Below are 25568 nucleotides of genomic sequence, written 5' to 3' on the forward strand. Positions count from 1 at the left end.
ACAATGTTTTGTCTACAGTCTGAAACTTCCGCAATGAAGCGGAAGTTCGTTAAGGTTCAGTCGGATGCCGTTCAGCGCTGTGCGCCATCGCAATCTCGACAAGCGAGCGGACATGGTCGTCATCGAGCGAATAATAGACGACTTTTCCGTCTTTCCGATACTTGACGAGCCCTTGGTCGAGGAGCGTCCGCAAGTGATGGGACGCCGTCGCGTTCGAATGCCCGATCACGGCCGCCACGTCACACACGCATAACTCCTGTTCGAGCGTCAACACATACAACACCTTCATTCGTGTCGGATCGGCAAACGCCTTAAATAATCGACTAACGCGTGTCGCATCAAATTGGTCAAGTTGCGTTTGCAGTTCGGCTACTTGTTCCTGTTGAATCGCAATCGTCTCGCATTGGGGTGCCTTCATCGATGTCACCTCGTTTCTCGTTACCTATAGTTTAGCAAATCGAGTTCACAAAATCTGTTATATATTATTATTGACTTAATATCCTCTGTTATAATACAATCAAAACAACCAAATACGAATCCACGACCTTGAAGGAGGCATTTCATCATGAACGAATGGGCAAGCCGTCTCGAATCATCGGTTGAATTTTATCGGAAGTTACCGGACAAGACATGTCAAGAGTGTGGTCAACATATGGACGAACAGTGCGAATCTTATGAGAGCACATGCTCCTCATGTGCTGAAAAGCTTCAACTCGCAGAATAAACAATCCCCTCGGAACCGTTTCCGAGGGGATTGTGCGTTACCCGAGATAATAGCCAGCGTAAGCGGCAAGAATCCCAAGGATGTATGTGGTGAATAAATACAGGCCGAACTGAACCCAGTCTTTCGTCACGAAGTGCATCACTTCGAGCTTGAACGTCGAGAACGTCGTGAACGAACCGAGAAAGCCGACCCCGATTCCAAGTAGCACCGTCTCGTTCATCGACGCGTTGAACAGATAGCCAAGAAAGAACGAACCCGTCACGTTCACGAACAGCGTCGCCCAAGGGAAAACCGAGGCCGTCCATCGCTTCACAAGTTGACCGATGCCAAATCGGGCCATCGCCCAAAGAACGCACCGACCATGACAGCCAAAATCGTCATGACGCTCCCCCCTTACGATGTTCAAATCGACGAAAACGTCGGTTGCCCAACCTATAGCCTAACCATGAGCTCAACAAGCCGAGGACGACACTGAGCGTGACGTAAACCATCGCACCGACGAGGTTTCTCGCCTCAATCATGACGATCGTCTCGACACTGAACGTCGAAAACGTTGTAAACGACCCGATGAATCCCGTCCCGAGCGCCGTCACGACCATCGGTGACAAGCGTCCTGTCCGAAACAAGAAGTGCGTGAGCCAACCGAGCACAAAACTTCCAATCAAATTGACCGCGAGCGTCTCAAACGGAAACGACCCGCCATAAACGTTATGCACGCCAACGCCAATCTCATAGCGAAGCAACGCCCCGAGCGCACCGGCCAGTCCAACGTATACATACAGCATCGCTGTTCCTCCCTAATGAAAACACCTGCCGTTATTTGCGGCAGGTGTCTGATTGCTTCCTAAATTATAACAAAATGGGCCTGTTTATGAAATAGCCGCTGGAGCGAACACGGCCGAAATGGCCTCGAACGCTTCGTCGAGCTCTTCCTTCGTGATCACGAGCGGAGGCGCGAGGCGAATGACCGTCTCGTGTGTCTCTTTACATAACAGCCCACGCTCTTTCAGTGCCTCACAGTACGGACGGGCCGCCTCGGTCAATTCGATCCCGATAAACAGTCCGCGTCCGCGCACTTCTTTAATCAACGGGTTGTCGATTGACTTCAAGCGGTCCATGAAGTACGTGCCGAGTTCGAGCGAACGCTCTGGAAGTTTCTCTTCTTCGAGCACTTCAAGCGATGCAATCGAGACGGCCGCTGCGAGTGGGTTTCCACCGAACGTCGAACCGTGTGACCCTGGGCTGAACACGCTGAGCACGTCTTCATTGGCCGCGACACACGAAACCGGGAATACGCCGCCTCCTAACGCTTTTCCAAGGATGAACATATCTGGCTCGACACCTTCCCACTCGATGGCGAACCATTTTCCAGAACGACCGAGGCCAGATTGAATCTCATCGGCGACGAACAAGACGTTCTGCTCACGGCACAGCTCGCTCGCACGCTTCAAATAGCCTTCCGGCGGGATGATGATACCGGCTTCTCCTTGAATCGGTTCGACGATGAACGCCGCTGTGTTTTCCGTCAACGCCGCTTCAAACGCTTCGATGTCACCGTATGGGACGACTTTGAATCCTGGCAAGAGCGGGCCGAACCCACGCTGATATTCGGCCTCTGTCGACATCGATACAGCCGCCATCGTCCGTCCGTGGAAGTTTCCGGAGCAGACGATAATCTCTGCCCGTCCTGGAATCTGTTTCACTTCATACGCCCAGCGCCGCGCCGCTTTGACGGCTGTCTCGACCGCCTCAGCGCCCGTGTTCATCGGTAACACCATCTGTTTATTTGTAAGCGTTACCACTTTTTCGTAAAAACGGCCGAGTTGGTCATTGTAAAACGCCCGTGACGTCAACGTGATTTTGTCTGCTTGATCTTTAAGTGCTTGAATGATTTTCGGATGACAATGCCCCTGGTTGACAGCCGAATAAGCGCTCAACATATCCATGTAACGGTTCCCCTCTGGATCCGTCACCCAAATCCCTTTCGCCTCCGAGATGACGATTGGGAGCGGATGATAGTTGTGCGCCCCGAACTTCTCTGTCAATTCAATCACATCTTGTGTCTTTGACATTTGATTTCCCCCTTGTTCTAAAAAGTCGTTCTTACTCTTTCAGTATATGATGACCGTCTTTCTTTTGACAACGGCGAACTTGCCCATTCCTCGGGTTGGGAAAATAAGGTACACTGAACGTAGACTATGATTCATTTGATGAGGATGGGAGGAATTCGTGTGGCTTCTTTACGTGACTTGCCGATTGATGCGTTCATCGATGCGCTGTCAATCCCGTGCTGTTATATCGATCTCGGCGGCGACGTCCTACTTTGGAACGAACATGCGACAGCGCTGTTCGGATGGGAACGGGACGAGGTGCTCCACCAAGCGTTGCCTGTCGTCGAACAGTTAGACAGTGCGCTCGAAACGTGGGCACCCCTGCTCCTCCAATATCCGTTCTCGACGACGGCGATGACGCCGTTTCAACATAAAGACGGGTCACTCGTCTATGCGACCGCTTATTTGCAATCATTCGCCATCGCCGGCTATACCGGCTACTTCCTTGCCTTTTTACCGAAAGGATTCGGTCCGCTCATCAGTACCGAACAGTTCAACTTGTTGCATCACTTCCAAGCGATGATTGAACAGACGACATATTACTTATCCGCCGATGCCGACGGGAGAATCACGGCTGTCAATCCTATGCTCTGTGAATTGATCGGTGAATCGGAGCATCGCTTCATCGGCCTAGACTGGTTCGATCTCGTGCATCCAATGCATGAGAAAGCGCCCATCGCCGATACGGTGCGCGCAGCCCTTTCCTCTGACCGGATTTGGCACGGGGAGATGCCGATTCAATCGAAACGGCATACGACGAACGTCTGTTGGCTCAATTTGACCGTCGTCCCGATTTTAAGTGAACAGGGCGAGGTGCTCCAATATACGGCGTTCGGCTTCGACGTCTCCGACAAGAAACGGCTCGAACGTGAAGTCGAGTATTTGGCGTATCACAACGACTTGACCGGCCTACTGAACAAGAAAGGCTGGTTGCGCGAATATCGCGACATCCTTCAGCTCGCTGATCAATCCGAAGGAATCGTCCATATCGCCCTGTTCGATATTGATCGCTTCAAAATCATCAATGAATCGTTCGGCTCTCGCGTCGGTAACGAACTGTTGCTTCAAATCAAAGAGCGTGCCTCTCGTCACCTCCCGGACACGAGCGTCATGTTCCATCCGTCTGGCGGCTTGTTCGGCGTCTTGTTCTTGGAGCAATCGAAAGAGGATGTATTCCGGTTGTTGCGTCAGTTGCAATATGAGCTACAACGCCCGTTCCGCATCTATCATCATTCGATCATGCTGTCGATTTCAATCGGTTGTGTGTTCTACCCGTCCGCGACGAACTCACTCGAAGAGTTGTACGCCCGGGCGGAAAGCGCCTTGTTCAAAGGCAAGCGAATCGGGGTCGGAACGATCCAATTCGTCACGAAAGACATGGACGACGCGTTCTCACGTCAAATCCATATTGAAAAAGCACTCTATCAAGCGCTTGAAGAAAAACATTTCTATCTAGAGTATCAACCGAAGTATGAGTTGAAGACGGATCGACTCATCGGATTCGAGGCGTTGCTGCGCTGGCATCACGACGAGCTCGGCCAAATCCCGCCGTCCGAGTTCATCCCGCTCGCCGAAGAGATGGCGCTCATCGTTCCGATCAACAACTGGGTCATCTTAGAAGCGGCGAAACAGTTGAAGGTGTGGCAACCGCTCGTCGACCATTCGTTGTCGATGGCCGTCAACATCTCGCCGAACCAATTCCGAAGCGAGAGCTTCATCAATACACTTCGAAACATTAAACAACAGCTGCATTTGAATCCGACGGACATGATTCTCGAAATCACGGAAAGTCTTGTCATGCAGCAGACCGAGGAGATCATCGCCCGGATGAATCAAATCAAACGTCTCGACTACCGCTTGTCAATCGATGACTTCGGTACCGGCTTCTCTTCGCTCCAATACTTGAAGTCGTTCCCAGTCGACGAGCTGAAAATCGACAAAGTCTTTTTAGACGATTGGCTCGCTTCAAAATCACACTTAATCGATGTCATCGTCCACCTCGGTAAGAGCTTGAACCTTCATGTCGTTGCAGAAGGCGTCGAGGATGAAGAGATGCTCGACCATTTGCGAACGACCGACTGCGACTCGTTCCAGGGGTTCTTATACGCCAAACCGATGCCGCCTGAACGCGTCATCGAACTGTTGACGCACCAGAAGAACGAAAAAAATCACTGACCAACGCGGTCAGTGATTTTTAGTTATAGCGCAATCGTCGCCGTCAACAGCCCATACACGCCATACGTGGCGGCGAGGAGAATCAGGACGGCAATCGCATATTGCATCCGGCTGAGAAACGGACGTCCCTGCTCCCGTTCCGCCACCATGAACACGAAGATCCCTGGTGCGTATAAAATCATCGCGATGAGGACGTACTCGATGCCAGACGCATAGAGCAACCAAGCGGCGTACAGCGAGGCGATGCCTGACACGACGAGCATGCGGCGCGCGTGCATGCGCCGTGCTTCTTTCCATCCAAATAGCGCCGAGAACAAGTAAGGGACGAGCGCCGCGATTCCGGCGATGCTCGACAGTACCAAATACGTCTGTTCGGAGAAAAGCGCGATGACCGTCACGATTTGAGTGAACAGTTGCGTGATGAACAGCGCGTTCACAGGCGTCTCATTTCGATTCAATCGATTGAACACGCGCGGGAACACCCCGTCCCGGCTCGCCACATAAGAGATTTCGGTCGCTAAAATCGTCCAACCGAGTAGGGCACCCCCAAGTGAAACGAGTAGGCCGATGTTGATGAACGTCGCGCCAATCGGACCGACGACCGCCTCGAGCACGTACGCCATCGACGGTTCCGGGAGCGCCGCTAGCTGTTCTTGCGTCATCACCCCGAATGAGAAAATCGAAATCATCATATAGATGAGAAGCGTCCCGACGAGTCCGATGACCGTCGCCCGTCCGACATCGCGCTTATGGCGCGCACGAGACGAGAGGACGACCGCCCCTTCAATCCCGACGAACGCCCAAAGTGTGACGAGCATCGTTGATTTGACTTGAGGAAACACGTGCGACCAGCTGAAGCCATCGCTTCCCCAAAAATCGATTTGGAACGTCTCAATCCGAAACGCGAACAAAATCAAGATGATGAAGAGGAAGAGCGGCACGAGCTTGGCGATCGTCGTGACGATATTCAGGAGCGCGGCCTCGCGCATCCCCCTCCGAATCAACCAAAACAATCCCCAGATGAGGAGTGCGCTCATCAGCAACCGAAACGTTCGATGCTCAGCCGAAAAGATGGGGAAGAAGTAGCTGAGCGTGCTGAAGATGAGGGTGATGTTCGCGACCGTGCCGATCCAGGCGGACATCCAGTAGCCCCAACCGCTGTTGAATCCGATGAAGCGACCGAAGCCCTCCTTCGCATACGCATAAATCCCACCGTCGAGTTCCGGACGCAGATTCGCTAAAAATTGAAAGACGAACGCCAGCATGATCATGCCGAGCCCGGTAATCGACCACCCAATCAAAACGGATCCGACCCCTGCCCCTTGCGCCATCGCACCTGGTAAATTAAACGCCCCGCCGCCAATCATCGTACCAACGACCATTGCTGCGAGACCAAAAAAGCCGATTCCGGCTGTCTGTGACTTCATTCAAAACGACCTCCACTTGCTTTGACGTCTGACGAATAACTATACATGCATAGCGTATAATCATCCGACGATTTTTCCATTCTACTGAATAAAAGGGTCGTTTGATAGGTATTTCACTAATGTTTATATTTTCGAATAATTAAGAAAAATAAATTGCGTATTCATAATAATTGTAGTTTAATAAACACTATATTCGAAACAATCAGAATTTTCGGGAGGAATCACAATGCGCAACAAGAAATGGTTAGCTTTATCGGGAGTCGCATTACTCGCCACAGCAGCTTGCGGAGGCGGCGAAGAATCATCAAGCTCTTCTGAAGGTTCTTCATCAGGCGACGCGAAAAAAGAAATCACACTCGTTTCGGCGACGGACTTGCCACAGCTTGACCCGACGCTGACGACGGATTCAACGTCAATCATCGTAACGAACAACGTCTTCGAGGGACTGTATCGACTCGATGAGAACAACCAACCGACACCAGGGATCGCAGAAGATGTCGACGTGTCAGAGGACGGCCTTACATACACATTCAAATTACGTGACGCCAACTGGTCTGACGGCTCACCGATTACGGCCGACGATTTCGTTTACTCATGGAAACGCGCCTTGAACCCTGAGACGGGTGCCGAGTACGCCTACATCTTGCAAGACTTGAAAAACGCCAACAGCATTCTCGCAGGAGAAGCCGACGTCGACGACCTCGGTGTCAAAGCCGTTGACGAGAAGACACTCGAAGTTACATTGGAAGCACCGGCTCCTTACTTCCTCGGGCTGACTGGCTTCCCGACGTATATGCCACAAAAACAAGAATTCGTCGAAGAACAAGGCGAAGCGTTCGCGACTTCTGTCGACAAGACACTCTATAACGGTCCTTACGTGCTCGAGAGCTGGCAAGACAATACGGGCTGGGTATATAAGAAAAACCCGGACTATTGGGATGCAGACAACGTGAAGATGGAGACGATCAACGTCAAAGTCGTGAAAGATGTCTCGACAGGCGTCAACTTGTTCGAATCAGAGGAGGCGGACTATACGCTCCTCTCATCTGAATTCGTACCGCAATTCCAAGACAGCGACGAGTTCAAGACGCGTGCTGACGCACGCATCAACTTCTTGCGCTTCAACCAAAAGAACGAGGCGCTCCAAAACGTCAACATCCGCGAGGCGCTCGCAAAAGGGTTCGACAAACAAGGCGTCACCGACGTCATCTTGACGGACGGTTCACAGCCAGCGAACTTCATCGTCGCGAAAGACTTCACGTACACGTCTGACGGTGCCGACTTCCGCGAGAAGTATCCGGACCTCCTCAGCTATAACGTCGACGAAGCGAAAGCGGCGTGGGAAAAAGGATTGTCTGAACTTGGTGTCGAGACAGTCGAACTTGAGTTCCTCTCACGTGACGAAGAAGCGTTCAAAAAAGTGAACGAGTTCATCAAAGGTGAGCTCGAGAAGAACTTGCCAGGACTTACGCTTAACATTAAGCAACAACCGTTCAAAAACTTCCTCGAGCTCGAGGGTGCGGGCGACTATGACGTCTCTGCTGCCGGTTGGGGGCCAGACTATCAGGATCCAATGACGTATCTCGACATGTGGGTCACAGACGGTCCGTTCAACCGGATGGAGTACTCGAACGAGGAATATGACAAACTCGTTCAAGAAGCGAAGAAAGAAGCCGATGAGATGAAACGTTGGGAGACGATGCAAGAAGCAGAACGCATCTTGCTTGAAGATGACTTCGCCATCGCACCGATCTATCAAAAAGGTGAGGCGTACCTCGAACGTACGAACATTAAGAACATGTACCGCCACCCGTTCGGAGCTGACGCAAGCTTCAAATGGTTAGACGTAAACTAATCGACTTCCCTCCCACTTTCGTGGGAGGGTTTTTTAATGGATCACGACAAAAAACAGGCATGTCCATCGGGACATGCCTGCCTGATCTTACGCTTCGCGTTCAGCTCGCATATCGGCTGGTACGCGTCCGCGTTTAGAAATGATTTGTGCAATGATGACCGCCACGACGAACGTCACCAAGGCGGCAAAGAAGCCAATCCACATCGAGCCCGAGACACCGAGCATCAAGTATCCGACAGCTGCCACGCCGGCTGAAATCAATGCGTATGGAAGTTGCGTCAACACGTGGTCGATATGGTGCGACCCGGCACCCGTCGAGCTGAGAATCGTCGTATCCGAGATTGGTGAACAGTGGTCTCCGAATACCGCTCCGGCAAGAACAGCCGCAAGTGTCGGAAGCAAGAGCTCCGGCTCGACCGCCATAATCAAATCGGCTCCGATTGGAAGCATGAGACCGAACGTCCCCCAGCTCGTTCCTGTCGAGAACGCCATGAGACCGGCGATCATGAACAAGAGGAACGGCAAGTAAGATGGTGAAATCGAATCCGTAACGAAACTTGCCAAATAGTCGCCTGTCTTCATGTCACCGATGACGGCGATAATCGTCCAAGCAAACAATAAGATGAGCACGGCTGGCCACATGGCGCGAATTCCGCCCCATGTCGCGCGTCCATAGTCACCAGCCGGAATCTTACGGCCGATTAAAAGCAAGAGCGCAACGAGCAAGCTGATGACGGCACCGGTCACGAGTGACCGTGTCACATCTGTCGACTCGAACGCACCGAGGAGCGAGAACGCTTGACCATCGGCAGCAAGCGCTTGTCCGCCTGTGTACAACATGGCTGAGACAGTGGCAATGATCAACACGATGATGGGCACAATCAAGTCGCGGACTTTCCCGCCATCGTGTTCTTTAATATCTTCACTCATCCCCATCGGTGCGCCTTTCGATGAATCGTAGAGCTCTCCTTGAAGGGCACGTAGCTCATGTGTACGCATCGGTCCGATCGCGAGACCTGTGAAGGCGACATAGCCTGTCAAGAGCAATGCGAAGATGGCATAGAAGTTCATCGGGATGATTTGGATGAACGCCGAGAACGATGAGTAGCTATCAATCGAATACTTCGCCAGAATACCTGCGATGATGGCGATGATATAAGCTCCCCAACTCGAGAGCGGGCTGATGACGCAGACCGGTGCGGCAGTCGAGTCGATCGTATACGCGAGTTTCGCACGTGAGACTTTTTTCCGGTCCGTTAGCGGACGACTGATGTTACCGACAGCCAAACTGTTAAAGTAATCATCAATAAAAATCAAAATCCCGAGTCCGAACGGGACGAGGCGTGCGCCGCGTGCCGTCTTGACGTTTGCAGCCGCCCACTCACCGAACGCCCGGGCTCCGCCTGACGTTTGAATGATTGACGACAAAATACCGAGTAAGAGCAAGAACGCGATCAAGAGCACGTTCCACTCATTCAACTCGCCGTCCGACCAGAACAAGGCGAGAACGTTTGACCATAAGTATGAGATCGAGTCGAGCGGATTGAAGTTATGCAAGAGCAATACCCCTGCGATAATCCCGACGCCAAGCGACGGAATGACTTTCCGTGTTGTGATGGCCATAATAATGGCGAGTAAAGCCGGTACGAGTGATAGTACCGAAGTTGAATAATCTACCATACTGATTTCCTCCTCTTCTGTTTGAGATGAGGCCCCCCTATGCTTAAAAAAACGCAAAGCGAGGGCATCGGCAACAAAGCCGACACCCTCGCTGGATGTTCCGTCTTTCTTAGCCGACTTGGAGCGCTCCATACGTAAATATGTATGGCAGTCTGACGCGTATTCCCCGTCAGCCCAGCACAACCCCATAGACCATGGGTGTTGCACTTCGGCGATTCTGCCTTTTTGTAGCCTTCATCGTTGTCATCCTCCGACTACATACTCATCAGCATCGCACCTCTACCTCATCGATAGCACGAATATTCATTTAAAAGTTACGTCTAAATTATCATAGGTCCATGACACATTTCAACACTTATTTTTCGTCACGGATGATTTGTTTCAATACAGCGAGTGCTTCTTGGTCATTTGCCTCGACCGCTTTAAAGAAATCGCTAAAGAAATGATACAACACGAACCGCTCGGCATGTGACGACGTTTGCTCTTTAATCGTCAAGAGGATGAGACGGCGTAATCGACGTTTCGTCCGCGTCTCGTCCGGCAATTCTTCATATCGGTCTTTGAAGGCACGATATACAGAATTGATCAAATCCTCATGTTCATCATACGACCGGTTATAAGCAACTTGTTCCATCTGTGATATCCCCCCTTTCAATTTGAACCGATGAAACTTGTTGTAACTATACCAACTTACCGGAAACCGTTCAATCGTTCCGAGCCGTTCTTAACAAAAATCATACGTTAGACCGACTCATGACTCGATGAATGAGAACGTCGTCACATCGAATAGTCCCATGTCCGTCAATTTCAGGTCTGGGATGACCGGAAGCGCGAGGAACGACATCGTCAAATACGGATTAAAATGACGATGCGCCCCGACGACGTCGAGCGCGTCGTTCAACTGTTCGAGCACGTCCGCCACTTCAGCGTAAGGACGCTTCGTCATGAGTCCACCAATCTCGAGTGGCAAGACCGCAAGCACTTCCCCTTCTGATACTGCGACGACGCCACCACCGACCTTCTCGAGCGTCTCGGCCGCGAGCAACATGTCGTTCGGACTGACGCCGGCGATGACGAGGTTATGGCTATCGTGGGCCACCGTGGCGGCAAGCGCGCCTCGTTTCAAACCGAAGCCTGTGACCGGCGCGAGTGCCATATGCCCCGTGCCGTGATGTCGCTCGATGACGGCGAGCGTGGCGATGTCTTGGTCGAGGTCTGCCCCGGATTCGTCTGGACTGAAGACGAGGCGCTCCCGTTTCGTCAACAGACTGTTCGGCAACACTTGAATCACGTCGACCGCCTCTTCTTTGACAGGTAACCGGAACGATTCACTCATCAACGCCGGAAGTCTCAACTCCCCTTTCATCGGTTTCGGCACTTCAATCCCGTTCGCTTCGAACGTCGCTTTGCCTTCACGGGCAACGACTTCGCCGTTCACATAGACGGTTTCGATTTTTACCGATTGGACGTCTGACAAGATGACAAAGTTCGCCTTCTTCCCAGGCGCGATGGCCCCGATGTCGTTCAACCCGTAAGCCTCGGCCGCATGTAGACTCGCCACAGCATACGCCGTCTCCGGTTTGACGCCTTGTTTGATCGCCATCCGAATGTTGTAGTCGATCCCACCTTCGGCGACGAGGTCGTCCAAATGCTTGTCGTCGGTACAGAACAAGAAGCGATGGGCGTTACTTTCCGTGATGGCCCGGCTCACCTTCTCGACGTTCCGGGCGACCGAACCTTCCCGAATTTGAACGTAAAATCCGCGGCGAACCCGCTCGAGCGCCTCTTCGGCCGTCGTACACTCGTGGTCCGTCATAATCCCGGCCGTCCGGTAGACGTTCAGTTGGTCAGGACCGAGACCGGATGCGTGACCGTCGACGACTTTCCCGACCGCCTCCGTCTGCGCGATTTTTTGGAGCATGTCTACGCTCCCGGCCTCGACCGATGGATAATCCATCACTTCGCCGAGGCCGTGCACGCCCGGATCGCCTAAAAACGGGGCCAAGTCCTCCGCATAAAGTTTTGCGCCCGCATGTTCGAACGGCGTCGCCGGCACACAGCTCGGGAGCATCATCCGGACGTCGAGTGGGAGTCCTTTCGCGTCAGCCAACATATATTCAATCCCGAGCGCCCCGTTCACGTTCGCAATCTCATGTGGGTCCGCGATGACCGTTGCGACGCCGAGCGGCAGGACGGCTTTCGCGAACTCGTGTGGCGGCACCATCGATGACTCGATGTGGACGTGTGAATCGATAAACGTCGGTGCGAGCGTCCATGACGGGTCATGGTATTCCGTCTCTCCTTCGTAGCCTTCCCCGATGGCCACGATGTATCCCGCGTCGATTGCGACATCGGTGCGAATCGTCTCACGGCTATACACGTCGATGACCGCCACATCCTTAAAGACGACCGCTGCTTTCTTTTTCTTCGCGGCGATGTCAATCAAATGTTGTTTTTCCATCTGTGTGTCTCCTTTTTTCAACGTATTTTATCTATCTTAACAAGAAAAATCTTTTCGGCGCAATTTCTTTTTCAAGTTGTGCGACAATAAGAGCATATCTGTTTGAAAGGGGTTACACATATGCAGTACAAATTAGGTGATTTACTTCCAAACGTCGACGCGACGGTCTTCGTCGCTCCCGGTGCTCATGTCATCGGCGACGTCACGATCGGGGCCCATTCTGGGGTTTGGTTCAATACGGTCATCCGCGGGGACGAAGGTCCGATTCAAATCGGTTCGTACGTCAACATCCAGGACGGTTCGATGGTCCATCAATACGAAGGCTCACCGACAATCATTCACGACCGTGTCTCCATCGGACACATGGCGATGATTCACGGTTGTGAGATTGAAGAAGGTTGTCTCATCGGGATGCACGCGACCGTCCTCGATGGGGCCAAGGTCGGGAAAGGTTCATTCGTCGCAGCCGGTGCGCTCGTCACGCCGAACATGCAAATCCCAGAAGGGGTCATGGTCATGGGGGTACCTGCAAAAGTCGTCCGACCGCTGAACGATGAAGATCGCTTTATCATGGAGCGGACGGTCAACAAGTACGCCAAACGAGCAGAGCAGTATTTGACGACGTGCGAACCGATCAAACGTAAAGAAAGTTTGCGAAAGCGTTTACAAGATTCATAAATTGTTAACGATTCCCCTGAATTTTCTTCATGATTCCTTTGTATACTGAGGATGTAGTCAAGCCGACGTGTCGAAAGGAGCCAATTGTATGCATCTCAACCACGCTCAACTCATGTTAGACTTGTACGCTTCGTCCATTAACCCAAGCTATTGTCTTCATGTCGAGGATTCGTTCGATGATACGTTGCAACGCGCACATCGAGAGGTTTGGGAACGGATCCAATCGGATAATAGTATAGAGGAAGAAATCAAAACCGGGGGAACGTGATCATAATGATTCCAGCAAACGTCATTCAAGACTGGCTCGCAAATAAATTAAAAAAATAACTTGCATAGACGAAAAGCTCGAGCGTAGACACTGGTCTCCGCTCGAGCTTTTCTTTATTCAAAAATCGTGAGGCAACTGTCAACCGACTGACGACGTTTCTTTGGTGGGACGTCCTCGAATCGCCCGAGTTGGAGCAACCCGACGAACGTCTCTCCTTCCGCCCCGATCATGTCTTGCAGGCGCGCATCCTCAAAGATACCGCCCGTCCGCCAGACGAGGCCGATGTCTCGCTCGCTACAGAGCAGATGGAAGTTCTGGATAAACGTCGCCGTCGCGAGCAACGCATCCTTCTTGTCTTTCTCCGTCTCGAACGGCTTCGTCGTCACGTAGATGCAGGCAGCCGCATTACGGATCCGTCCGGCAATCTTTTCCCGCTTCGACTCCGGTCCGTCTTCAAACGCTGGCTCGAGCGCGGACAGTAACACGTCTTTCCCGTCTCCGTTGAACAAATAGACGTTCCACGGTTCGACTTTATTATGAAACGGCGCTTGATGGGCCGATGTCAAAAGTTCATACAACTCGGCCGTGTCGAGTTCACCTTCCGTAAACATCCGAATCGTCCGCCGCGATTCAATCAACTGTTGTCCCGCTGTCTTTTCAATCATGTCAATACCCCCTCTACTATCTGTTTCATCATAATTGAAAATCGTTCTCATGTGTAGCGATTTGACCGAAGATAAAAGGAACCTGATGGCTATTTAGCGAGTATATAGTAGTGAATCGCTCTCATGCTCCATTCGTCGAAACAACCGCCATGAACGAACAAACAGATAAGGAGAGGATCGTCATGACCGCACGGTTCAAATCATTGCTATTATGTACGCTCTCACTCGCCATCTTCACAGCAGCATGTCAGTCCGCGGCCTCTCAGCCTGAAACGATTGAAATGAAAAGTGAAGAAGAACAGCGCCAAATCGTAGACAATTTCACGTTCGACGACTATAAGAAACTGTTTGATGACGTGCTCGTCGAAGCAAACCAGTTCGACGTCGAGGAGCCGTTACGGAAGTGGGTCATTCGGACGTTGGCAGAAGAGAAGCTGTACTATGAAACCGACTTAACAGACGCGCAAGTCATCGCACTCTCGACTGAAGCGATGGAACAAGATGTCTCATGGAAGACGGTCGCAAGAGAAACGTACAACATTCACGTAACCGAAGACGAGATTGACCGATTCATTCAACAAGGTCCGGACCAGAGTGATTTACCAAATCACCTCGCCTACGCGAGCGCCCTTGGTTTATCCCTTCAAGCGTTGAATCATCAGTTTGACCGAGACCTTTATGAAAAGAATACGATTTGGTTACGTCTCATCCCGGTCTTAGAAAAGAAATACGGTACGACGGACAACAACAAACTTGTGGAACGATATGAAGCAGAAGTGAACGCACAACTCGATTAACCTGACAGATGGTTGTTGACACGAAAAGGGATTCAGTCGCATGACTGAATCCCTTTTCTGGCTATCCTTACGATGATTGTCCGACGACTTCACACACGACCAGATCTTCGAGCGTCTGTCTGCGGACGACGAGACGATGTGCCCCGTCTTTCACGAAGACGACGGCCGGGCGAAGCATTTGGTTATAGTTGCTCGCCATCGAGAAGTTATAGGCGCCCGTCGCTTTGACGAGGAGCAAATCCCCTGCCTCGACCGGCGGGATGAGTGAACGGTTCGAGATGATATCCCCCGACTCGCAACATGCGCCGACGATCTTCGCTTCGAGCGTCTTTTCTTCATTCATCCGTGTCGCCGCAATGACGTCATATTCGGCGTCATAAAGAGCGGGACGGATGTTATCCGTCATCCCGCCATCGACCGAGACGTACGTGCGGACACCGCTCACTTCTTTCACCGTCCCGACTTCATACAGCGTCGCCCCGGCGTTGGCGACGAGCCAGCGGCCCGGCTCGATCCCGATTTTCGGGAGCGGCAATCCGAAGCGGTTCACTTCCGCGATGAGCGTATCCATCACTTGCGTCATCGTGTCGGCAAAGTCGAGCGGATCGTCCGACTCGAGATAAGCGACACCAAAGCCGCCCCCGATATTCAACACGTCGGCTGTGAAGCCCGTCTGTTGACGAATCGTCTCGATGAAGTTGACCATCGTCTTCACCGTGTTGATGAACAGCGTCGGCTCTTGAATCTGTGACCCGACGTGGCAATGGATGCCTTGCAGACGAAGACGATCCGCTTGAAGTGTCGCTCGGACCGCTTCTAAATACGTGTCGTCATGTGTCGGGAAGCCAAACTTCGTGTCGACTCCACCCGTCTGAATCGCCTCGTGGGCGCCTCCGACGACTTGTGGGACGATGCGGAGCAAGACGTCGACGTCAACACCGTGCTGCGTGGCAAGGCCCGAGAGCAACCCGATTTCCCGCATGTTATCGATTGTGAAATGGGTGATGCCGTGCTCAAGCGCGAACGTGATATCCTGTACCGTCTTGTTCGACCCGTGGACGTGAATCCGGTCGGCCGGGACACCCGCATGAAGGGCGACGAACATCTCGCCGCGCGAGACGACGTCGATGCTTAGACCAGCCGCCATCACTTTCTCGTACACGGCCGCGATTGACATCGCTTTTGACGCATAGAGCGCATACGTGTTCGGATATTTGTCTAAAAATGCGCTCCGGACAAGGCCGAGGCGGCTCTCGAGTTCCGGTTCGCTCATGATATAGAGCGGCGTCCCATATGTCGCTTGAAGTTCACGAACGGACACGCCCTCGATCATACAAACTGATTGGTTGGTGGTGTACATACATTTCCTCCTTCATAGCGATGCGGGACACGCCATGAGCGTGCGCATAATTGTTCCGAGTTATTCGCATAACCCGTCCGCGTGATGTCGTCGATTTTCGTCGTGTTCCCGTACAATTCGACACGGTCCCCGATTTGAACCGACGCATCAACGCGTAAAAAGCTGTGACTCATAAAGATGTTGCTCACGAACGGGAACGCCTTCTCCTGAATGTGGACCGGTAAATGGCGCCGGGCCCGCATGAGCCCGTCCCCATAGCCGATTGGGAGCACGGCGATACGCTCTCTCGATTCAGCCGTGTAACCCGTCCCATATCCGACGTGCGCCCCCGCTTCAATGTCATGGATCGCGATGACTTCCGTTTCCCAACGAAAGGCCGGAATGAGCCAGTCGACCGGTTCGACGGAAGAGTAACCGTATAAAAAGATGCCGACGCGGACGTGTGTGCAGTGACCGAGGCGCGGGTCGGCTTGGAGCGTGGCCGCGCTATTGGCCGCGTGCACCACTTCAAACGTTTGCCGTTCCATCAGTCGCGTCGACCAGTCGGCGAACCGTTCCACGTGGACGCTATGCTCAATTTCTGCATTGTCCGCATCGGCGAGCGGAAAGTGTGTGCATAATCCGACGAGGTCAAGCCCTTCGTCTTGGCAATACGCGAGAATGGCGAGCGCTTCGTCATACGTCTTCGCACCGAAACGGTTCATGCCGACGTCTAGCTTCAAATGAAGACGAACGCCGTCCAATTGACTGCGCTGTGCGACGAGCCAGTCGTAGGAACCGATGGCGACGTCAAGCTGTTGCTCGTGCACACTCGTCCACTCATAGACAGGATTCATGACGAGCACGCGGGCATCCGGTGCGCTTGACCGGACTTCCGTCGCCTCATCGAGCGTCGTCACCATAAAGTGACGTACCCCTTCTTCGTACAGCGTCGTCACAACTGGCTTCATCCCTAAATTATAGGCGTTGTTTTTCACGACGGCGAACACCGGTCGGCCGAGCGCCTCAATCCGACGTTTGTTTTCGCGAATCGCATTCAAGTCAATTGTGACTCCCATACAAAAACTCCTTTACTCTTTCACTGCTGCTTTGACGAACGTGACCCAGTCACGACGGTGCTCGATTTGCCCCGTCACCGCTTCACGATAACGGGTGAGCATGTTCGTTGCGACCGTCTGCACGCCGCCTCCGATTGAAATGTTGTCGACTTCGATGACACTCGTCACTTCAGCCGCTGTACCTGTCAAGAAAATCTCATCCGCGACATAGAGCTCGTCCCGTCCGATATGACGTTCGATGACTTCGAACCCTTCTTCACGGGCAAGGTCGATCACCGTTTGACGCGTGATGCCGTCAAGCACCGAACAGTCGAGTGACGGTGTGAAAATCTTTTTCCCTTTGACGAGGAAGATGTTGGCGACGCTCGCCTCGCTGACGTTCCCGTTCATGTCGAGAGCGATCGCTTCATCGTAACCGTCTCGTACCGCCTCCCCTTTAAGGAGTTGCGAGTTCATATAGTTGGCCGCCGCTTTTGCCTGCATCGGCATCATCGTCGAAGATACGCGACGATACGAAGCGACTTTCGCCCGGATGCCGACCGTCTTGCTGAAATACTCGCCGAGCGGCCAGCACGAGATCGCGACATGTACTTTCGTTTCCTGTGTCGGCATGAGTGCCTGCCAAGGTGTGCCGAGGAAAACGAATGGGCGGATGTAACAAGCTTCGAATCCATTGCGCTCAATCAATTCGATTGTCGCTTGCTCGAGCTCATCGACCGTATAAGGTAAGTCGACATGATAGTACGCACATGAACGCACGAGTCGCTCTAAATGTTCGCGGAGTCGGAAGATGGCCGGGCCTTCCTCTGTGTGATACGCCCGAATCCCTTCAAAAAAGCCGCTGCCATAGTGAATCGCGTGCGTCATGATGCTCGTGTTCGCATCCGTCGGCTCGATCCAAGCTCCGTCTTGCCACATCCATTGTCCATACTGTTCCATCGTTCAACTCTCCCATTCATTTTTGATATTTTCTGTCTATTATACGTTACAGGGAGCGTAAGTCATCAACAAGTTGTGTTTTTTCTGCTGTTTTTTCATCTTTTTGCTTAATGATGCGGGCAGGCGTACCGGCGACGACGACGCCTGGCGGTACGTCTTGTGTGACGACACTACCGGCTGCGACGACCGCGTTCTCTCCGACACGGACGCCCTCCAAGATGACCGCGTTCGCACCGATCATGACACCGTCTTCGATGATGACCGGGTCTTTTGAAGGTGGTTCAAGGACGCCTGCGACAACTGCGCCGGCTCCGAGGTGGACGTTTTTCCCGAGGGTCCCACGGGCGCCGATGACGGCGTTCATGTCGACCATCGAACCGTCACCGATGACGGCTCCGATGTTGACGACCGCACCCATCATGACGACGGCATTGTTTCCGATTTGAACGTGGTCACGGATGAACGAACCTGGCTCGATGCGCGCATTGAGTTGAGTCGTATCGAGCATTGGGACGGCACTGTTGCGGCGGTCAAACTCGAGGTGCGAGTCCGTGATGACCGCGGCGTTCGTTTCAAGGAATGCCGCCGCACGTTCTGCTGTCGTCAAGAACAGCTTCGACTCATCCGATCCGAACGCTTTCGCGTCCTCGATCGTGAGACCGGCCAATTGACCGTTGACGTATAGTTTGACTGGCGTTTCTTTCTTGGCATCTTTAATGTATTGCGCGATTTCATAAGCGTTTGTGAGTAACATGAGTAGCCTCCTCGTATAGGTTCGTTAAATTGTAAAGTCCGGCCGGGCGGTCGAGAATCGTCGCCGCCGCGGCGAGTGCCCCGTTCGCGAAGACGCGTTTCGACAGGGCCGTGTGTTTCAATTCGAGCATTTCATCGTCCCCGGCAAAGAGGACGGTGTGTTCACCGAAAATCGTGCCGCCACGCACCGAGTGCATGCCGAGCTCGTTTGCTTCCCGCGCCTCACGTCGTGGCGTCCGGTCATATACCGGTGTGACGTCACGTTTCGCTTCGATGGCACGGGCGAGCAACTCCGCCGTCCCGCTTGGTGCGTCGACTTTCTTCCGGTGGTGCGCCTCAATCACTTCGATGTCATAACCGAGCGTGAGCGGGACGAGCTGGTCTAATAACTGTTTTAACAGCGCGATTCCATAAGACGTGTTATACGACTGGAAGATTGGAATCTCGCGTGACGCTTCCTCGATTTTCGCGAGCTCGGCTTCCGAGAAGCCGGTCGTCGCGATAACGAGCGGGACTTTATTCGCTTTTCCGTAAGCGAGCACGTCATCTAACAGCGCCGGGTTCGAGAAGTCGATGACGACATCGATGTCCGCCTCGACGTCTCGGAGTGACGTCGGATGTTCACCACCCGCCGGTGAGACGATGGCGGCGACGTTCAAGTTTTGTGTATGGGCGACTTCTTCGACGATTTGACCCATCGCCCCGTATCCATGAATGAGTAAGTTCACTGTCTCACCTCGTTGAACTGCTCCATTGCCGATAACAACCGTGCCTCGGCCGTCGCGCTCATCGGGACGAGCGGGAGACGTGGTTCACCGAAGCCGAAGCCGCGCGCATTGAGTGCGGCTTTGACCGGAATCGGGTTCACTTCCGCGAACAGTTCATCGATGACTGGAAGCAAACGAATTTGCCACTTGCGTGCCGTTTCCAAGTCTCCGGCAAGGAGCGCCTCGGCGAGTGCGACGGTCGCACCCGGATAGACGTTTGAGAGGACCGAGACGACGCCTTGTGCGCCCCATGCCATGTACGGCAAGATTTGATCGTCATTGCCGCAATAGACCGGGAAGCCTTCCGGTAAGTGGGCCATCATTTGGGCCATGACCGAGATATCCCCGCTCGCTTCTTTGAGCGCAGCGATGCGCGGATGGTCAGCGAGTTCCCCGACCGTCGCCGGTTCGAGGGCGACACCGGTGCGTGACGGCACGTTGTAAAGCATGAGCGGAATCGGTGACGCGTCCGCGATCGCTGTGAAGTGCGCGATGAGTCCGGCTTGCGTCGACTTGTTGTAGTACGGTGTGACGACCATCGCCATCTCAGCGCCGAGTTCAGCGGCACGCTTCGTCTTTTCGATGCTGAGCGCCGTGTTGTTCGACCCGGTGCCGGCGATGATGACGGCACGTCCTTGTGCGACGGCGATCGCTTTCGTAAGGAGCGTCTCGAACTCTGCGTCCGTGATCGTCATTCCTTCACCTGTCGTGCCTCCGATGACAAGCCCGCTCACCCCTTCTTGGATTTGTTCTTCAATCAACGCTTCCCATGCGGGAAGGTTTAGCGACCCGTCTTGTTGAAACGGTGTGGCGAGTGCAGTTGCGACTCCTGTGAACATATGATCTCCTCCTTATTTTGTGGCGGTCTGGCCAATCATGCATTGGGCGATTTGGACAGCGTTCGCCGCGGCACCTTTTCGAACGTTATCGGCGACGCACCAGAGATGGAACGTGTTCGGTTGCGACTCGTCGACGCGGACGCGTCCGATGTAGACGTCGTCCGTCCCGTTCGCATCGAGCGGTGTCGGATAGACAAGCTCACTCGGGTTGTCCATAAGGACGATGCCCGGTGCGTCACTGAGCACCGCTTTCACTTCAGCGAGCGTCGCCGCACGGTCGAGCGTCACCGTGATCGAGACGGCGTGGCTATTACGGACCGGGACACGGACACACGTAGCCGTGACACCGAGGTTCGGTGCGTTCAAGATTTTGCGCGTCTCGTCAATCATCTTCTGTTCTTCTTTCGTATAACCGTTGTCTAAAAAGACGTCGATATGCGGCAACACGTTATCGTAAATCGGATACGGGTAGTTTTGTGGTTCTTCCCCGCGGCTTCCGCGCTCTAAATCTTCAATCCCTTTTTGGCCCGACCCTGAGACCGCTTGATACGATGTATAGGCGACGCGCGTCAAGCCGTATACTTCAGCGAGCGGGGCGAGCGCGACGACCGATTGAATCGTCGAACAGTTCGGGTTGGCGATGAGCGTTTTCTCCGGGCTCAGCTCGACACGGTTCACTTCCGGGACGATAAGCGGAATGTCCGCCTGCATCCGGAACGCGCTCGAGTTGTCGATGACGATGACCCCTTGTTTGCTCAAGCGAGGCGCATACTGTTCACTCAAGCTCCCACCGGCCGAGAAGAGCGCGATGTCAATCGGGTCCGCGTAAATCGCGTCCGAGAGTTCTCGGATGACGACGTCCTGGCCGTTCACGGTCACTGTTTTCCCGGCCGAGCGGGCCGACGCGTAAAGCAACAGCTCGCTAATCGGGAATTCATATTCTGTCAATACGTCAATCATCTTTTGGCCGACGGCACCGGTCGCGCCGACGACGGCTACGTTATACATGTCGCGTCCTCCTTATAATTTGAAGCGTGTCGCGATGGCCGCGACGGCTGCTTCGACGTCTTGTTCGTTAATCGTGTATGAGATGCTGATTTCGGAAGTCGTGACCTGGTAGAACGGGATGCCGCTCTCACGGAACGTCGCGAACAATTCAGAGGCGACACCCGTCGCGTCGCGCATCCCGATCCCGACGACCGAGATTTTCGCATGCTCGGTATGGCGGTCAATCTTGATTTGCGGGAACGATTCCGTCAACTCGGCGAGCGCTTCTTCAAGGAACGCCTCTTCATCGAGCGGGCACGTGAACGTGAGGAATACTTCCCCGTCGAACGCCGTCTGACTGATCATATCGATATTGACATGGCGTTGTGACAATTTCTCGAAAATATCGGCAACCCCCGCCACCGAATGCGGGATGTGTTTAATCGAGACGCTGAGCACGTTTTTCACGACGCTCACGCTCGTCACCGCTTTTTGTTCCATTGCTTGGGTCATATCCATAATCCACGTTCCTCCTTCGCTCGCAAGCGTCTTTCCTACAAAAATGTTCACATCGTATTTTTTTGCGAGCTCGACGCTGCGCATTTCCATCACTTTCGAGCCGAGCGCGCTCATCTCCATCATCTCGTCGTAAGAGACGGTGTCCAACCGGCGCGCTTCTTTATGGATGCGTGGGTCGGCCGTATAGACGCCGGCAACGTCTGTGTAAATCTCACAGCGTTTGCTAAGGACGGCCGCTAAAGCGACGGCCGTCGTGTCCGAGCCGCCACGGCCAAGCGTCGTGACGTCACCGAACTCGTTGACGCCTTGGAAACCGGCGACGATGACGACGTCGTACGTCCGTAGTTTCTCTTCGAGCACTTCTTTACGGATTGCCTTAATCTTACTTTTCGTATGGATGCCCATCGTGTCGATGCCGGCCTGTTGTCCTGTCAGCGAGATGGCCGCGACGCCGCGTGAGTTCAAGGCGATGCTCAGCAGGCTGATCGTCTGTTCTTCTCCGACGGCGAGCAAGCGATCGAGTTCTCGAATCGTCGGCCGTTCCGTGATTTGCTTCGCGAGTGACAAGAGCGAATCCGTCGTCTTACCCATCGCCGATACGACGACGACGAGCTTCTCACCGGCCTCAGCTCGGGTTTGCAAGTATTCAGAAATTGCCTGAATCTGTTCGATTGTGGCAACGGAGCTGCCTCCAAATTTTAATACGGTTGTCATCAAGTTCCCCACTTTCATGATGTCCACCAACAGAAAAAGCGGCAGACCGGTAGGAAGCACTCTCCCTACGGCCTGCCGCTTGTACGCGCAGTTGAAAAACGATTAAAGAATCGTTCCGTAGATAGCGCTCCATGGCATTTCATCCATGGCAGTGTAGGCGTTATTCACGACTACCCCAGCCTTCGTTCGTACGCATGCGAACGTCGACTTCGGCGAAATTCCCCTTTCGGCCCGATCCGGAATGCGTCCGTCTCGATCAAGCTTACTCATGTCATTCGCAACCTCTATCTGTCAGTTGTTAGTTTTAGTTATAACAAATGAAAAACGACTTGCCAACCTTTTTTTAGAAAAAAGGAAAATTTCTAAAAAGCATTACCACGTCTTTTTCATCATCCGGTGCGGGATATTCGCATCTAAAAACTCGTCGCCATACGCCTCATACCCGAGCCGCTCGTAGAACGGGAGCGCCGTCAGTTGAGCCCCGAGCTTCAGCGTATGGATGCCTTTGCTGTTCGCGACGCGCTCAATCTCGAACATGACTTCCTGGGCATACCCATTCCCGCGCGCCGTCTTCAATGTCGCGACGCGTTCGACTTTCCCGACGCCGTCTTCAACCAGCCGCAGCCGGGCCGTCGTTACCGGAACGTCTTCGACCGTTCCGACGACGTGGACACAGACCGGGTCGAGTTCATCATATTCGAGTGCCGGGTCGATGCCTTGCTCTTCGATGAAGACGACTTCTCGGACGTGTCGCGCTTGTTCAATCAACTTGTCTGTCTGACCGTGCTTCACTATCAACATGAGACGACCCCTTCCTGTAAACGTTTGACGACTTCTGCCGTCGCCTTCTCTAAGTCGAGCACCGACTCGAATCGTGCCTGCGCTTGTTTATGGCTGCCACCGCCTCGGCCAATCCCGAGGTCGTCGAGCGCCCGTTTCAAAAACTTTCCGATGGCGATGTCGTGCGTCCCGTCATGCATGAGAATCAACTTTTGGGCCGTATGATTGGCCCCGACGGCAATCCGTCCGGTCGCGGCGATCCGTTCGATAATCATCGTTGTGAGCGTCTCGCCTTCGGTCTTGCCGATATGTGTGATCACGTAATTGTCTTCTTGTAAGAAGGCGGCCACTTTCGCCTTGGCGACCCGGGCCTCAAGCGCCTTCACTTCTTTCTCACGCTCAATCCGAGCGTTCCGTTCTTCAAGGACGCGGGCCGCGACGGTCTCGTTCGTCGTCGACAACGTCTGATGGACCGTCCGAAGTGCTGTGCGTGCCGATTGAGTTTCCCGGATTGCCCGCCGACCGGCAACGTATGTCAAACGGACGTTCCCTCGGACTTTTTTCAAAGCCGTCACGTGTACGAAACCGAGTTGTCCGGTCGATGCGACATGAGTCCCGCCGCATGCGTTATAGTCAAGACCCTCGACTTCAACGATGCGAATCATCCCGGTCCGGTCCGTCGGCTTTCGCAACTTCGTCTGATCCACTTCACTAACATCAAGCTGACGGATGTGAATCGGACGGTTTTCGTAAATGACCGTCGCCACGTCTTGCTCGAGTTGCTCGATTTGCGACCAGTCGAACGCATGCGTCCCAATCTCAATCGAGGCGTCATCGGTTCCGATACCGAAACTGAGCGTCTCGATGCCGTATCGGTCTTCAAGGATGGCCGTCAACACGTGTTGCGCCGTATGTTGGATGGAGTGGTCGCGACGTGTCGCTACGTCGACTTGTGCAGTCACTGCTGTACCGACTTCAATCGGTCGCTCTAGCAAATGCCACACGACGCCGTCGATTTGTTGAACATCGTGTACCGCTTCGTCCGCGATTGTTCCGGCATCAGCCGGTTGTCCGCCGCCTTCCGCATAAAAGTGCGTCTCTTCAAGCGCGATCCAATGGCCACGCTCGTCTTGGCTTTTTGCCGTTACCATCGTTTCAAATTCCCATCCGGTCATAAGTAGAACCTCTTTTCTCTATAATGTGTTCAGACAACTAGTTTGATTTGGTCTATAATAAGTCATAATCCTTATGAGTCAGGAGCGATTGAGATGTTACAGATTGATAAAAAATCCCCGCTTCCTATTTATTATCAAATCGAATCTTATTTAAAGCAACAAATAGATGACGGGTTTCTGCAACCCGGTGATCTCATCCCGTCCGAACGCGAGTTTTCCGAGACGTACGATGTCAGCCGGATGACCGTCCGCCAAGCGATCAAAAACTTGGTCAATGACGGCTATCTCCATCGCCAAAAAGGGCGCGGCACGTTCGTCGCGACGAACAAAATCTCGATGACACTCTCCGGTTTGACGAGTTTCACCGAAGAAATCAAACACCGCGGCATGCGGCCGTATTCACGCCTGCTCTCGTTCCAAACGATTCCGGCCCCGTATAAAGTATCACGTCGCTTGAGCGTCGCGCTCGACACCCCGGTGTACGAGATGAAACGCCTTCGCTTGGCCGACGAGCAAGTGCTCGCCCTCGAGACGGCCTACATCCCTGTCTCCTTATTACCCGAGTTGACGAAAGAGGACGCCACCGGGTCAATCTATGAATATGCCGAGCAAGCAGGGCTCCATTTGAAAAATGCGACGCAGACGCTTGAAGCCCGAAGTGCCGGTGAGGAAGAAGCCGAACTCTTGACGATTGAGCCGGGGGCACCGGTGCTCTTAATCGATCAACGGACGTACCTCGATAGCGGAGACATGTTCGAATATAGTCGCTCGTTGTTCCGTGGCGACGCCTACTCGTTCACGGTCGCGATGGAGCGGTCACAATAAAAACGNTTGCG

Annotated in this window: 25 protein-coding genes and 2 riboswitches; of the genes, 6 read left to right on the forward strand and 19 right to left on the reverse strand. The window is 53.4% G+C overall.

The annotated features are described in order from the left end of the window. Positions 1–49 precede the first annotated feature (49 nt). Entirely contained in the window at positions 50–418 is a 369-nt protein-coding gene (locus DI14_RS14795) for a metalloregulator ArsR/SmtB family transcription factor (RefSeq protein WP_034809929.1), read from the reverse strand. 147 nt (positions 419–565) lie between these two features. Between DI14_RS14795 and yhfH the strand changes: the two genes are divergently transcribed. After that, positions 566–724: a protein YhfH gene (gene yhfH / locus DI14_RS15310; protein ID WP_081825919.1), complete on the forward strand. Its 159-nt coding sequence runs from the start codon at positions 566–568 to the stop codon at positions 722–724. 37 nt (positions 725–761) lie between these two features. Here yhfH and DI14_RS14800 read toward each other — a convergent pair whose 3' ends face one another. The 3 genes from DI14_RS14800 to DI14_RS14810 all read right to left on the reverse strand — a co-directional run bounded on the left by DI14_RS14800 (position 762) and on the right by DI14_RS14810 (position 2796). Then, on the reverse strand, positions 762–1064 hold the full coding sequence (locus DI14_RS14800; protein ID WP_034809932.1) for a CrcB family protein: 303 nt from the start codon (positions 1062–1064) through the stop codon (positions 762–764). Between the two features lie 37 nt (positions 1065–1101). Beyond that, a complete protein-coding gene (gene crcB, locus DI14_RS14805) occupies positions 1102–1509 on the reverse strand; it encodes a fluoride efflux transporter CrcB (RefSeq protein WP_034809934.1) in 408 nt (135 codons plus the stop codon). Positions 1510–1593: 84 nt separating this feature from the next. Then, on the reverse strand, positions 1594–2796 hold the full coding sequence (locus DI14_RS14810) for an ornithine--oxo-acid transaminase (RefSeq protein WP_034809936.1): 1203 nt from the start codon (positions 2794–2796) through the stop codon (positions 1594–1596). Positions 2797–2955: 159 nt separating this feature from the next. On the opposite strand from DI14_RS14810, the gene DI14_RS14815 reads away from it, so the two are divergent. Further along, on the forward strand, positions 2956–5010 hold the full coding sequence (locus DI14_RS14815) for a bifunctional diguanylate cyclase/phosphodiesterase (RefSeq protein WP_235193488.1): 2055 nt from the start codon (positions 2956–2958) through the stop codon (positions 5008–5010). A gap of 23 nt (positions 5011–5033) precedes the next feature. Here the strand turns inward: DI14_RS14815 and DI14_RS14820 are convergent, their stop codons facing one another. Continuing rightward, the gene (locus DI14_RS14820) at positions 5034–6437 is read right to left on the reverse strand and encodes a basic amino acid/polyamine antiporter (protein WP_034809938.1); all 1404 of its coding nucleotides are present in this window, start codon (positions 6435–6437) and stop codon (positions 5034–5036) included. Between the two features lie 226 nt (positions 6438–6663). On the opposite strand from DI14_RS14820, the gene DI14_RS14825 reads away from it, so the two are divergent. Next, entirely contained in the window at positions 6664–8292 is a 1629-nt protein-coding gene (locus tag DI14_RS14825) for a peptide ABC transporter substrate-binding protein (protein WP_034809940.1), read from the forward strand. An 87-nt stretch (positions 8293–8379) separates the two neighbouring features. On the opposite strand, the gene DI14_RS14830 is transcribed toward DI14_RS14825, so the two are convergent. From DI14_RS14830 to ade, 3 genes are all read right to left on the reverse strand, one after another. Next, positions 8380–9972 carry a Na+/H+ antiporter NhaC family protein gene (locus tag DI14_RS14830; RefSeq protein ID WP_034809942.1) on the reverse strand — a complete coding sequence of 531 codons (1593 nt, stop codon included), beginning with the start codon at positions 9970–9972 and terminating at the stop codon, positions 8380–8382. Positions 9973–10085: 113 nt separating this feature from the next. Then, positions 10086–10262, reverse strand: a riboswitch (Lysine riboswitch). A 65-nt stretch (positions 10263–10327) separates the two neighbouring features. Further along, positions 10328–10606 carry a hypothetical protein gene (locus tag DI14_RS14835; RefSeq protein WP_034809944.1) on the reverse strand — a complete coding sequence of 93 codons (279 nt, stop codon included), beginning with the start codon at positions 10604–10606 and terminating at the stop codon, positions 10328–10330. Between the two features lie 117 nt (positions 10607–10723). Further along, positions 10724–12433 carry an adenine deaminase gene (gene ade, locus DI14_RS14840; protein ID WP_034809947.1) on the reverse strand — a complete coding sequence of 570 codons (1710 nt, stop codon included), beginning with the start codon at positions 12431–12433 and terminating at the stop codon, positions 10724–10726. Between the two features lie 120 nt (positions 12434–12553). Between ade and DI14_RS14845 the strand changes: the two genes are divergently transcribed. After that, a complete protein-coding gene (locus DI14_RS14845; RefSeq protein WP_034809948.1) occupies positions 12554–13111 on the forward strand; it encodes a gamma carbonic anhydrase family protein in 558 nt (185 codons plus the stop codon). A 381-nt stretch (positions 13112–13492) separates the two neighbouring features. On the opposite strand, the gene DI14_RS14855 is transcribed toward DI14_RS14845, so the two are convergent. Beyond that, positions 13493–14044 carry a nitroreductase gene (locus DI14_RS14855; protein WP_235193489.1) on the reverse strand — a complete coding sequence of 184 codons (552 nt, stop codon included), beginning with the start codon at positions 14042–14044 and terminating at the stop codon, positions 13493–13495. Positions 14045–14226: 182 nt separating this feature from the next. Here DI14_RS14855 and DI14_RS14860 point away from each other — a divergent pair, with 182 nt between their 5' ends. Continuing rightward, positions 14227–14841, forward strand: a complete 615-nt coding sequence (locus tag DI14_RS14860) for a hypothetical protein (protein WP_034809951.1) — start codon at positions 14227–14229, stop codon at positions 14839–14841. A gap of 67 nt (positions 14842–14908) precedes the next feature. Here DI14_RS14860 and lysA read toward each other — a convergent pair whose 3' ends face one another. The 10 genes from lysA to DI14_RS14910 all read right to left on the reverse strand — a co-directional run bounded on the left by lysA (position 14909) and on the right by DI14_RS14910 (position 24732). After that, positions 14909–16201, reverse strand: coding sequence for a diaminopimelate decarboxylase (gene lysA / locus DI14_RS14865; RefSeq protein WP_034809952.1), 1293 nt, complete (start codon positions 16199–16201; stop codon positions 14909–14911). Further along, a complete protein-coding gene (gene alr, locus DI14_RS14870; RefSeq protein ID WP_034809955.1) occupies positions 16171–17259 on the reverse strand; it encodes an alanine racemase in 1089 nt (362 codons plus the stop codon). Before alr ends, lysA begins: the two co-directional genes overlap by 31 nt. A 12-nt stretch (positions 17260–17271) precedes the next feature. Then, positions 17272–18198: a branched-chain amino acid transaminase gene (locus tag DI14_RS14875; protein ID WP_034809956.1), complete on the reverse strand. Its 927-nt coding sequence runs from the start codon at positions 18196–18198 to the stop codon at positions 17272–17274. Between the two features lie 46 nt (positions 18199–18244). Continuing rightward, positions 18245–18952, reverse strand: a complete 708-nt coding sequence (dapD, locus tag DI14_RS14880; RefSeq protein ID WP_034809958.1) for a 2,3,4,5-tetrahydropyridine-2,6-dicarboxylate N-acetyltransferase — start codon at positions 18950–18952, stop codon at positions 18245–18247. Continuing rightward, positions 18930–19679, reverse strand: a complete 750-nt coding sequence (gene dapB / locus DI14_RS14885; protein ID WP_034809959.1) for a 4-hydroxy-tetrahydrodipicolinate reductase — start codon at positions 19677–19679, stop codon at positions 18930–18932. The genes dapD and dapB overlap by 23 nt, the downstream gene beginning before the upstream one ends. Then, positions 19676–20557, reverse strand: coding sequence for a 4-hydroxy-tetrahydrodipicolinate synthase (gene dapA / locus DI14_RS14890; RefSeq protein WP_034809962.1), 882 nt, complete (start codon positions 20555–20557; stop codon positions 19676–19678). Before dapA ends, dapB begins: the two co-directional genes overlap by 4 nt. A 12-nt stretch (positions 20558–20569) precedes the next feature. After that, positions 20570–21565: an aspartate-semialdehyde dehydrogenase gene (locus DI14_RS14895; RefSeq protein ID WP_034809964.1), complete on the reverse strand. Its 996-nt coding sequence runs from the start codon at positions 21563–21565 to the stop codon at positions 20570–20572. Between the two features lie 12 nt (positions 21566–21577). Beyond that, entirely contained in the window at positions 21578–22777 is a 1200-nt protein-coding gene (locus DI14_RS14900; protein WP_034809973.1) for an aspartate kinase, read from the reverse strand. Between the two features lie 114 nt (positions 22778–22891). Beyond that, positions 22892–23072, reverse strand: a riboswitch (Lysine riboswitch). A gap of 77 nt (positions 23073–23149) precedes the next feature. Beyond that, positions 23150–23578 carry a GNAT family N-acetyltransferase gene (locus DI14_RS14905; protein WP_081825921.1) on the reverse strand — a complete coding sequence of 143 codons (429 nt, stop codon included), beginning with the start codon at positions 23576–23578 and terminating at the stop codon, positions 23150–23152. Then, positions 23572–24732 (reverse strand): alanyl-tRNA editing protein, encoded by a 1161-nt coding sequence (locus DI14_RS14910; protein WP_034809966.1) that lies wholly within the window; start codon positions 24730–24732, stop codon positions 23572–23574. The genes DI14_RS14905 and DI14_RS14910 overlap by 7 nt, the downstream gene beginning before the upstream one ends. A gap of 93 nt (positions 24733–24825) precedes the next feature. On the opposite strand from DI14_RS14910, the gene DI14_RS14915 reads away from it, so the two are divergent. Further along, positions 24826–25557 carry a GntR family transcriptional regulator gene (locus DI14_RS14915; protein WP_034809967.1) on the forward strand — a complete coding sequence of 244 codons (732 nt, stop codon included), beginning with the start codon at positions 24826–24828 and terminating at the stop codon, positions 25555–25557. Positions 25558–25568: the final 11 nt, after the last annotated feature.

This window comes from Exiguobacterium sp. AB2, from assembly GCF_000696055.1.
Lineage (GTDB): Bacteria > Bacillota > Bacilli > Exiguobacteriales > Exiguobacteriaceae > Exiguobacterium > Exiguobacterium alkaliphilum.

Excerpts from the sequence above, each read along its gene's own strand:
- DI14_RS14820 (WP_034809938.1), bottom strand. The coding sequence starts at position 6,437 with ATGAAGTCACAGACAGCCGGAATCGGCTTTTTTGGTCTCGCAGCAATG.
- DI14_RS14795 (WP_034809929.1), bottom strand. The coding sequence starts at position 418 with ATGAAGGCACCCCAATGCGAGACGATTGCGATTCAACAGGAACAAGTA.
- DI14_RS14910 (WP_034809966.1), bottom strand. The coding sequence starts at position 24,732 with ATGACCGGATGGGAATTTGAAACGATGGTAACGGCAAAAAGCCAAGAC.
- lysA (WP_034809952.1), bottom strand. The coding sequence starts at position 16,201 with ATGTACACCACCAACCAATCAGTTTGTATGATCGAGGGCGTGTCCGTT.
- DI14_RS14800 (WP_034809932.1), bottom strand. The coding sequence starts at position 1,064 with ATGGCCCGATTTGGCATCGGTCAACTTGTGAAGCGATGGACGGCCTCG.
- dapD (WP_034809958.1), bottom strand. The coding sequence starts at position 18,952 with ATGTTACTCACAAACGCTTATGAAATCGCGCAATACATTAAAGATGCC.
- DI14_RS14825 (WP_034809940.1), top strand. The coding sequence starts at position 6,664 with ATGCGCAACAAGAAATGGTTAGCTTTATCGGGAGTCGCATTACTCGCC.
- DI14_RS14895 (WP_034809964.1), bottom strand. The coding sequence starts at position 21,565 with ATGTATAACGTAGCCGTCGTCGGCGCGACCGGTGCCGTCGGCCAAAAG.
- DI14_RS14900 (WP_034809973.1), bottom strand. The coding sequence starts at position 22,777 with ATGACAACCGTATTAAAATTTGGAGGCAGCTCCGTTGCCACAATCGAA.
- DI14_RS14915 (WP_034809967.1), top strand. The coding sequence starts at position 24,826 with ATGTTACAGATTGATAAAAAATCCCCGCTTCCTATTTATTATCAAATC.
- DI14_RS14855 (WP_235193489.1), bottom strand. The coding sequence starts at position 14,044 with ATGATTGAAAAGACAGCGGGACAACAGTTGATTGAATCGCGGCGGACG.
- yhfH (WP_081825919.1), top strand. The coding sequence starts at position 566 with ATGAACGAATGGGCAAGCCGTCTCGAATCATCGGTTGAATTTTATCGG.
- DI14_RS14830 (WP_034809942.1), bottom strand. The coding sequence starts at position 9,972 with ATGGTAGATTATTCAACTTCGGTACTATCACTCGTACCGGCTTTACTC.
- DI14_RS14875 (WP_034809956.1), bottom strand. The coding sequence starts at position 18,198 with ATGGAACAGTATGGACAATGGATGTGGCAAGACGGAGCTTGGATCGAG.
- DI14_RS14860 (WP_034809951.1), top strand. The coding sequence starts at position 14,227 with ATGACCGCACGGTTCAAATCATTGCTATTATGTACGCTCTCACTCGCC.
- DI14_RS14905 (WP_081825921.1), bottom strand. The coding sequence starts at position 23,578 with ATGTTGATAGTGAAGCACGGTCAGACAGACAAGTTGATTGAACAAGCG.
- ade (WP_034809947.1), bottom strand. The coding sequence starts at position 12,433 with ATGGAAAAACAACATTTGATTGACATCGCCGCGAAGAAAAAGAAAGCA.
- DI14_RS14810 (WP_034809936.1), bottom strand. The coding sequence starts at position 2,796 with ATGTCAAAGACACAAGATGTGATTGAATTGACAGAGAAGTTCGGGGCG.
- crcB (WP_034809934.1), bottom strand. The coding sequence starts at position 1,509 with ATGCTGTATGTATACGTTGGACTGGCCGGTGCGCTCGGGGCGTTGCTT.
- alr (WP_034809955.1), bottom strand. The coding sequence starts at position 17,259 with ATGGGAGTCACAATTGACTTGAATGCGATTCGCGAAAACAAACGTCGG.
- DI14_RS14845 (WP_034809948.1), top strand. The coding sequence starts at position 12,554 with ATGCAGTACAAATTAGGTGATTTACTTCCAAACGTCGACGCGACGGTC.
- dapA (WP_034809962.1), bottom strand. The coding sequence starts at position 20,557 with ATGTTCACAGGAGTCGCAACTGCACTCGCCACACCGTTTCAACAAGAC.
- DI14_RS14835 (WP_034809944.1), bottom strand. The coding sequence starts at position 10,606 with ATGGAACAAGTTGCTTATAACCGGTCGTATGATGAACATGAGGATTTG.